Genomic DNA, 6,328 nt, shown 5'->3' with positions numbered 1-6,328 from the left:
ACCGAAAGTGTTTGCCACGTCGGTCATTCGGAAGCTGGCGATCAGTGAGGAGATGCTCGCCGAGACCCACAATTTCGTGGGCCTCGCCGCGCACGTCACCGGTCCGGTCGACATTGATCTGCTCTCGGAGGCCTACGAGGCGCTGCTGGAGGCGCATCCGATCCTCACCGGGCGCCTGGAGCGACTGCCCGACGGGCGCCACCAGTTCGTCACCGACGACCTGATGCCCGACGGCATCGAGGTCATCGAACTCGACGGGCCCGACGCGCAGCCGCCCACCCCGCGCTTCGATCAGACGGAGTCGCTGGTGGCGATGCGGGTGATCATCCGCGATGGGCAGGCCCAGCCGACGCTGTACGTGCACCATGCCGTGGCCGACGGTCACCACATGTATGCGCTGATCGAGGAGATGCTGTCCTTCTATACCGACCTGGTCACCATCGGCCGGATCGGTGCACTCAACGTCGAGCCCGCGCCGTTGTCCATCGAGGCGGTGCTGGCCGATCGGGGGATCGAGAAGCAGCAGCGCTCCGGGATCGAGCGGTTCATGCCGGCACTGTTCGCCTACGACCTGCCGCCCACTCGGCGGGCTGTCGGGCACGAGACGCCGTCGTCGCCGGTGCTGGTGCCGATGGCGTCGTGCCGGTTGACCGAAAGCCAGACCGACAGCGTGGTCGCGTTCGGCCGGGCACACGACCTGAGTCTGCACGCGGTGCTGTCGGCGGCGGTGCTGATCGCCGAATGGCAACTACGCGGCAAGCTGAGTATCCCGGTGCCCTACGTATATACGGTCGACTTGAGATACTTTCTGTCACCGCCGGTTTCGGCCACCGGATGCACCAATCCGATCGGACTGGCCACCTATCTCGCCGAGATCGACGCCAAGACCGACCTGGTCGAGATGGCGCGTGATATCGCCGCGAACTTCCAGAAAGACCTCGACGAAGGCGTCATCCAACAGTCCCGGCTGCACTTCAGCCCGCAGTACGTCGGAAACCCACCGGGCCTGCCGGACGTTGTCGTGCTGAGCAACAACGGTCTGGTTCCGCCGGTGCGGACACCGCCGGGCGTCGAGGTGACCACGACACACGGCGAGCTGTATTTCGCCGTGAGCGCAGGCATCGACATCTATTTCACCCAGATCTTCTCTGGGCAGCTCAACATCGAATATCACTCACACGGACCGGCGCCGGAGCGCTCGGTGGAGGCGATTCGCGCGCTGCTGTGCGACATCGCCGAGCAGCACGCCGGCGTCAGCTGACCGGACCGAAGGCGTAGCGGTGGTACTGCAGCATTCCGCGCAGCGGCCCCACCGCACGAGCCAGGCGGCTGGATCGCCGGAATCCGGCCGGGACCCGACTGAAGGTCTCCGCGTCGAAGAAATTCGCTGCAGCCAGCAGCCGAATACCGCTGACCTTGTCCAGAATGTCGCTGGGGCCGTTGACCGCCCAGTGCAACGTGGCGCCGGACTGTCGTTGCAGCCGATGGGTTTTCTGGCTCTTGATACCGAACCAGTTGTAGAAGTCGATCTGCAGTTCGCCGGCCGGGAAGCGGTCGACGATGCTCTGCAGCAATGCCACACCGTCGGCTTCGGCCAGGTACATGCTGATGCCCTCGGCCAGCAGCAGGACCGGGCGATCGGTGGGAATGTCGTCCAGCCACGACGGGTCCGTCGCCAGCGTCGCCACCAAGTGGTAACCCGGGCGGTCGGGGTACACCTGCTTGCGCAACGCGATCACCGGTGGCTGGTCGACGTCGTACCAGGCCACCCCGGGACCGGGATCGATCCGGAAGACCCGGGCATCCATACCGCAGCCGAGGTGAATGACGGTCGCATCCGGGTGGGCGGCCAGGAACTGACGCGCCCAGATGTCGTATTGCGCGGTGCGCACCGTCACCAGGGGCGCCCAGCGGCCGTTAGCCTTGAGTGCGTCCCAGTCGAAGTCGATACGCTCGACCGCCGCTCTGGCGTACCGATCACCCAGCACCGGCTGGTCGAAATCGGCGTCGAGGGCCTTGAGGTAGAGCGTCGTCAGCATGGTTGCCGCGGCTCCGTGCAGGTCGACGGGGATCTTGTCTGCCACGTCGGCGAGCCTAATACGCTTGCCGGAAAGTCGATGCACCGCACGGTCGGACCCGGCGGTTCAGCGAGGCTCGACGTAGGAGAGCCGAAGCTGGGACCGCCGCATAAACCCGGCGGTTCAGCGAGGCTCGACGTAGGAGAGCCGAAGCTGGGACCGCCGCATAAACCCGGCGGTTCAGCGAGGCTCGACGTAGGAGAGCCGAAGCTGGGACCGCCGAATGAATCAGGAGGCACAGATGGCGGTTGAGGCCAGCGAGCGCAACGGACGAGCGCCGCGGATCCTGTTGTTGTATTACAGCTTCTCCGGGCAGTCGCTCAAGGTGCTTGAGGCTGCCGGCGAGGTGTTCGCGCAGCGGGGCTGCGAGGTGGTCAAAGCCGGCATCGAATTCACCGACCCCCGCTACTCGCAGCGTTTTGCGCAGTTCCCGCTGCGCCGGGTCTGGCCGGACATGCTCAGCGTGCTCAAGGCACAACAGCGGGGCGAAACGGGGGAGATCTGCACGCCCGACGCGGTGCGCGACGGTGAGTACGACTTGATCTGCATCGGCTCGCCGACTTGGTGGAAGGCGCCCGCCATGCCGATCAGGTCGTTTCTGCAGACGGACGAGGCGCGAAAGCTTCTGGACGGCAAGCCGTTTGTGGTGTTCACCGTCTGCCGCGAGTTCTGGCAGGAGAATTACGCCGAGGTCTGCAGGCTGGCCGAGGAGTGCGGCGGTCGCTATCAGGACGAGATTCACCTCAGCTATCCCGGTGACCCGCTGCGCTCGATGCTCGCGTTGACCAGCTACCTGGGCAGCGGCCGCTACCGGCAGCGCTACCTGGGCCTGCGGCTACCGCCCACCAACGTCCAGCCCGAGCAGCTCGACCGGGTCCGCAAGTTCGCCGCGGGCCTGGTGAGCCGGTTGTTCGGCAAGTGAGAGGTCAGCGCTTATGCCCCGTTCCTTCGAGGTGACGTTCTCCTCACCGGCCTCCGTCGAGCAGGTACACGGTGCCTTCGGGAATCGCTCTTATTGGCAGGCCCGGCTGGAGGCCTTCGGCGGAAGCAAGACCCTTGATTCCCTCGACGTCGATGCGGACGGCCGAATCCGGGTCGTGGTGACTGAGGACCTGCGCCACGGCGCGTTGCCCGGGATGTTGGCCAAGGTGTACCGAGGTGACCTCAACATCGTCACCACTGAGGTGTGGACGCCGGCAGGGGAGGGACGGGTCGACGGTGAGATCTCGGTCGCGGTGACCGGCGCCCCGGGGTCGGGGACCGGCGCCGCGGTTCTCCAACGCGACGGCACCGGCTCGAGGTTGGAGCTGAACGGCACGATTCGTTTCAAAGTGCCGTTAGTGGGTGGCCCGATTGAGAGTTTCCTTGCCCGCGAATTCGCGCAGGGCATTCCGGAGATCCAACGCTTCACTACGACTTGGCTGGGTGAAAATGCCTGAATCAGAATTCACTTACGCTCACGTGCCGACCGCGGCCGCGGCGTTGGCCCGGCTGGACATGCCGCTGGCCGAGGCCATGATGACGCAGCGCGCGATACGGCGGGTGTACTCCGATCCGGTCGATGACGCGGTGGTGCTCAAGTGCATCGAGCTGGCGCTGCGGGCCCCGACTGGAAATGACGGGCAGAACTGGGAATTCATCGTTGTGAAGGACCGACGCGTCAAAGAAGAATTGGCTAAGCGTTATCGGCAGGCGTGGAAAATTCAGCGCGGTGTGGTGTTGCGGCGAAAAATCAAAACCGATGAATCGATCGCCGGCATTGCCCGGGCGATGGAGTGGCAGATCGACCATTTCGCCGAACTCCCGGTGCTCGTGGTGGCCTGCCTGCGACTGGGCGCACGCGAGGGCCGCTTGCCGGTGGTGCGCATGCCGCACATCGCCGAGTCGGCCTACTGGGGGTCCATCTATCCCAGCGTTCAAAATCTGCTGCTAGCTGCCCGTGCCATGGGCTTGGGCGCGTCGCTGATCACCCTGCCGCTGTGGAATCAGCGCGCCGTACGGCGCATCCTGCGGCTGCCGCACGCGGTCACGCCGTGTTGCATCGTGCCGCTCGGTTGGCCCCGTGGGCGCTATGGTCCGACCACCCGCAAGCCGGTCGGGGAGGTGGCTCATCTCGACGGCTATGGCGATCTTGCGTGGCGGGATAGCTGAATGGGAGCTTAAGATCAGCCTTTGCCGAAGTTTACGTGGAACTTAGCGGAAAACATTCCCCAAGTGATGTAAGTTAATCACTGCTCGCTTAGACACCCGGCGGTGACACCTATATGCTGTCACGGTTCGTGGGGGACACAAGGGGGATTTGTGATTGGTGGGGGGACGCGTCAGCGTCGATACGCAACAGGCGGAGCGCATAGAGCGGTTCCGCAGCGTCGATTCGCGATAGCCGGGGGACCTGTAGCCGTCCCGCAGGGTCGATCCGCGGCTGCCGGGGCGCACCGCGCAACGCCGCAGCGTCGATCAGCGACTGGCGGTACGCGCCCGGTGGCGCCGCCGCGCCGGTACACGACAGCCGGCGCCGCCGTCGCGGCCGCGACAGCCGTCGCGGCGGTCACCCCGGTCTCGCCGGTCGCACCCTGGATTACGGATCTGACCGCGGCCGAGCGTGCGGTGCAGCTGGCGGCCGAGGCGTCGCTGCTCAATATTCCGTTCAACCTGTTCCAGGACATCGTCAACATCCCGTTCAACGAGGTGTCGGCCACCAACGTGTTGGCCAACTCGTTCTTCTTCACCGGCAACTGGTTCACCCCCAGCGCCACCAATATCTGGGGTGAGGACCCGGGCGACCCGGGCCACTTCATGGCCGTCATGGACTACATGCTGCCGTTCGCCCCGCAGCTCTCCGGGCTGTACGACCCCACCATCGACCCGGATGCGTTGGCCAACGGCACCGCGGGCTGGGGCCAGCAGTTCGCGATGTTCGCCGCGGCCCTGCTGCCGATCAGCGCATCGTGTGACTCGATCCAGTGCTACCCGATGTCTCCGGTCGAGCCGATCACCGGGATCACCGGATTGGACGCGGCGCTGAACTTCTTCCTGAAGTTCACCAACTTCCCGAACGACGACAATCAGCTGGACCTGTTCAAGTACTGGCTCAAGGTGCCGATCCAGGACATGTTGAACGGTTACAAGTTCCCTGACAGCCCGTGGAGTGACCCCGATAACCCGACCTCCGGTGGCATCGCCAACCCGGACGCCGGCGTCGGTCCGGGTGGGGCGGTGCCGGGCGGACCCATGTACGGCGGGGCGCCATGGTCCGGTGAAGCTCAGCCCGGGTTCGGCTACCCGGGCACCCACCCGCTCCTCGACGAGAACGGCGACCCCGTCCTCGACGAGTACGGCAACCAGATCAACCTGATGCCGTGGGCGGGTCTGACCTTCAAGCTGGACCCGTTCGGGCCCCTTCAGCGGTGGTTCGACAGCCTGATGCAGCCGGTCGACTTGAGTGTCAACGGCGACGACCCGCTCACCGGCTTCCACTTCGCCGGCCCGGACGAGGTGTTCCAGGCCATGAAGGCGCTGATCGCCGGAATGGTGGTCGACTTCAACCCCTACGTCGCCGGCAGCCCGATGTGCCCGGGACTGTGCAACATGCCGCCGGTCTCTCCGCCGTGGGGAGTGACCAGCCTGGACCTCGTCAAGTCGATCCAGGCCATCGGCGCCCCCAACCCACTGATTCAGCAGTGGATTGACCTGACCGAGCAGGAAGGGGAGAACGCCGTCGGCAATGCCAACGGCGGGACCGACGAGCAGATCCTGGCCGGCATCTCCGCCCTGCAGACCGGCATGTTCACCTTCGACGCGGACACCCACAACCAGATCATCGACATGCTCGCGGACATCAACCCCTACCTGCCGGCCCTGGCCGTCAACGGCGGGATCTTGACCGACCCGGGCCTGCTGGGGCCGTGGCCGATCAACCCGGAGACCGGCTACTACATGCCGCCGACCTGGAACCCCGACCTGCCGCTGGACGAGCAGGAGATCGGCGACTTCGGCGGCAAGAACTCGCTGCTGCTGTGGGATGACTTCCTGCGGTTCCTTGACCCGAGTGGCGGACTCGTCACCGATCTCGACTCGCTGTGGAGCGAGCTCGCGAGCTGGTTCCCCTTCTAGATCGACTCCGCGTCTGCGCGACGTCGCGGCAGCCCGGCCCGTTCATACGGCCGGGCTGTCGTGCGTTCTGAGGGAGCGTTCTGATCTCATGCCAAATACAGCGCCTACATCGATTACCAACATGTGACTCTCGATTT

General features: G+C 65.3%; 6 protein-coding genes. 5 read left to right on the top strand and 1 reads right to left on the bottom strand.

The genetic code is table 11. The features are described 5' to 3' along the window. Nucleotides 1-7 precede the first annotated feature (7 nt). Complete coding sequence (locus ACKY0W_RS11685) at nt 8-1,261, top strand: phthiocerol/phthiodiolone dimycocerosyl transferase family protein (RefSeq protein ID WP_409434193.1); 1,254 nt, start codon at nt 8-10, stop codon at nt 1,259-1,261. Here the strand turns inward: ACKY0W_RS11685 and ACKY0W_RS11680 are convergent. Further along, nucleotides 1,254-2,084 (bottom strand): class I SAM-dependent methyltransferase, encoded by an 831-nt coding sequence (locus ACKY0W_RS11680; RefSeq protein ID WP_409434192.1) that lies wholly within the window; start codon nt 2,082-2,084, stop codon nt 1,254-1,256. The genes ACKY0W_RS11685 and ACKY0W_RS11680 overlap by 8 nt on opposite strands. 217 nt (nt 2,085-2,301) lie before the next feature. On the opposite strand from ACKY0W_RS11680, the gene ACKY0W_RS11675 reads away from it, so the two are divergent. The 4 genes from ACKY0W_RS11675 (at nt 2,302) to ACKY0W_RS11660 (ending at nt 6,191) form a co-directional block, all read left to right on the top strand. Then, nucleotides 2,302-3,000 (top strand): flavodoxin family protein, encoded by a 699-nt coding sequence (locus ACKY0W_RS11675; protein ID WP_409434191.1) that lies wholly within the window; start codon nt 2,302-2,304, stop codon nt 2,998-3,000. A 13-nt stretch (nt 3,001-3,013) separates the two neighbouring features. Further along, the gene (locus ACKY0W_RS11670) at nt 3,014-3,517 is read left to right on the top strand and encodes a DUF2505 domain-containing protein (protein ID WP_409434190.1); all 504 of its coding nucleotides are present in this window, start codon (nt 3,014-3,016) and stop codon (nt 3,515-3,517) included. Next, nucleotides 3,510-4,229 (top strand): nitroreductase family protein, encoded by a 720-nt coding sequence (locus tag ACKY0W_RS11665; RefSeq protein ID WP_409437749.1) that lies wholly within the window; start codon nt 3,510-3,512, stop codon nt 4,227-4,229. Before ACKY0W_RS11670 ends, ACKY0W_RS11665 begins: the two co-directional genes overlap by 8 nt. A 330-nt stretch (nt 4,230-4,559) precedes the next feature. Further along, nucleotides 4,560-6,191, top strand: a complete 1,632-nt coding sequence (locus ACKY0W_RS11660; protein WP_409434189.1) for a hypothetical protein — start codon at nt 4,560-4,562, stop codon at nt 6,189-6,191. Nucleotides 6,192-6,328: the final 137 nt, after the last annotated feature.

It is taken from the genome of Mycobacterium sp. SMC-14 (genome assembly GCF_046250075.1).
Classification (GTDB): domain Bacteria; phylum Actinomycetota; class Actinomycetes; order Mycobacteriales; family Mycobacteriaceae; genus Mycobacterium.
Note: the sequence above shows the minus strand (reverse complement) of the source record. Positions and strands in the feature narration are given on the sequence as shown.